General features: G+C 65.2%; 2 protein-coding genes. Both read left to right on the top strand.

Going from position 1 to position 2,325, the window contains the following annotated elements; genetic code table 11:
* Nucleotides 1-753 (top strand): porin (locus tag AC1DU6_RS27890; RefSeq protein ID WP_477861094.1); only part of this gene is annotated, 753 nt, incomplete at its 5' end.
* Nucleotides 754-1,132: 379 nt separating this feature from the next.
* Complete coding sequence (locus AC1DU6_RS27885) at nt 1,133-1,501, top strand: DUF1428 domain-containing protein (protein ID WP_457326393.1); 369 nt, start codon at nt 1,133-1,135, stop codon at nt 1,499-1,501.
* Nucleotides 1,502-2,325 lie beyond the last annotated feature (824 nt).

Genomic DNA, 2,325 nt, shown 5'->3' with positions numbered 1-2,325 from the left:
ACCTTCCGCCTGCGCCACCGTTTCGACGCGGACACCGGCGCGTCGGAGGCCGGCACGGGCAGGCCGTTCTGGCACGGCGAGTCGACCGTCGGCATCAAGGGCGGATTCGGCGCTTTGCGCCTGGGCCGCGCGCTCGACGCCATCCAGGCGCAGGACTGGGCCTTCGACGCCTGGAGCAACTACGACCGCATCGTGTCGCCCGCCTGGGACCTGTGGCATTGGAACTACTCCGCCGACCCGGCCGGCGGCGGCTCGGGCCGCGTGGCCAACGCGGTCTTCTACGACTCGCCGAAGTTCGCCAACGTCTCGCTGCACGTCAGCGCCTCTCCCGAGTCGCCCGCAGGCGCTGTGGCGAAGACGCGCGCCGCCACGCTGCTCTACAACGACGGCAAGCTGCGCATGATGCTGGGCAGCGGCAAGAACAGCGCCGGCGCCACCGAGACCTCGGTCGGCGTGCGTGCCGCCTTCGGCATGCTGTCGTTGATGGGCATGTACAACGTCAGCGAATCCGTCGCCGGCTCCAAGGCCAAGGTGACGACGCTGGGCGCGGTCTATGTGATGGGTGCCACGACGCTGAAGGCAGGCTGGGGCCAGGCCGACGTGGACGGCCTGAAGAAGGAGAAGATGGTCTCGGTGAGCGCCGGCTACAGCCTGTCCAAGCGCACCACGGTGTATGCGGACCTGGCCTCCAAGCGCCTGCTCGGCACCGGTACCAAAGAGGTCTACGGCGCGGGCATGACGCACTCGTTCTGACCGGGCCTCGCTACGACCCCTTCGCGAGATTGAACTGGCCCGGCACACCGCCCCGATGCGCTCGCAGCCGGATCGACCACCCTGCCAGCAAACGGCGCTCCCGACGCCGGCGCCGGGTTGCGCCGACCGGCGCCACGTCGCAGGCTCCGAAACAATTGCAGTCGGGAGCCGGGTCGCTCGGCGTAACCTGCTGGGCCAAGGCGTCTACGCTGCGGGCACCGCGGCGGCTGATCCCACGGGCATGCTGTTTCGGCGCCGCCACAGGACGCATGTCCTCCAACAGGCAGGCCATGTCGATTTGGGTTCCCGTCGTTCGTCGATGGGAGACGAGGTGCCCTCAGGGGGCGCTCCGTCCGGTCAACTTAGCAGGAGTGAAGACATGTCATACATCGATGGTTTCGTGATCGCGGTCCCTACCGCCAACAAGCAGAAGTTCATTGAGCACGCGCGCCACTTCGACGCGATGTTCCTTGAGCTGGGCGCGACCCGTGTGATCGAAAGTTGGGGCGACGACGTCCCTGACGGCAAGGTCACCGATTTCCGCCGCGCAGTCCAGGCCACCGCCGAGGAGACGGTCGCCTTTTCGTGGGTCGAATGGCCGGACAAGGCCACGCGCGACGCAGGCATGAAGAAGATGATGGAGGACCCGCGCATGGATCCGTCCACACCCGGCAACCCGCCCATGCCCTTCGACGGCAAACGCATGATCTTCGGCGGCTTCGAACAGGTGGTCGAAGTGAAGGCTTGAGCGGCGGGGCGACAACACCGCCCCTGGTCCGCGCGTCACGACGGGCATCTGGCGCAACCGTCGGTCCGCAGGCGTGCCTCCGGGACATTGCGCCGGGCGCCCCGTCGTTGCGGCCCAGTATGTCGGCTCTCGGGACCCTGCATGGCTTCACACTGGCGGCCATGAGCGGTCATCGCCTCTGCTGCTTCGGGCGCCGGCTTCGTGCCCATAGCGGAAGGTCGAGATCGACCTCGAAGAGGGGCAGAGAAGCGAGCGAGGTCCGTCGCACGAGGGACCATGCTCTCGGCTCGCAGAAGTAGTTGTCGCAGCGGTGCCCCCTCCCTGAACTTCCAGGCGTTCATCAAGTTTGTGGATGGCAGGCACTGCGGCCAGCCCTACCGTCGCGCATGTCTGAATCTAGCTAGATGGGAGCCCTCTATGCACAAGTTTCGCAAAATCTCCGTGATGATCGCCGTTGGCGTCTCGGCACTCACAGCCCACGCTTCGTGTGCCGACATCAAGGCGTCGTGCGCCGAGGGCTACAAGCGTGACAACGAATACTGCAATACGCTGGATCGCCAATCCCAATCGAATTGCTTTAAGCGCGCAGCCGAAACGCTGAAATCGTGCGTAGGCGATTGCAAGTAGAACGCAGATCTATTTCCTGCTTCATGGATGCTCATGACACCTGTCCCCGACTTCTTCGCTGGAATGCTCACATCGGCTGTGCTATCGGCCGGTGGAGAGGAGGTGCAAGCTGCCGTGGTCAACGACATGATGGAGCACATCGATCGCGATGGTAGTCTGGACAGCCAGATCGCCCGGTCGATGCAGCAGAGTAAAGC

This window comes from Roseateles sp. P5_B10 (assembly GCF_056400485.1).
This window is presented reverse-complemented; position numbering and strand designations above follow the sequence as displayed.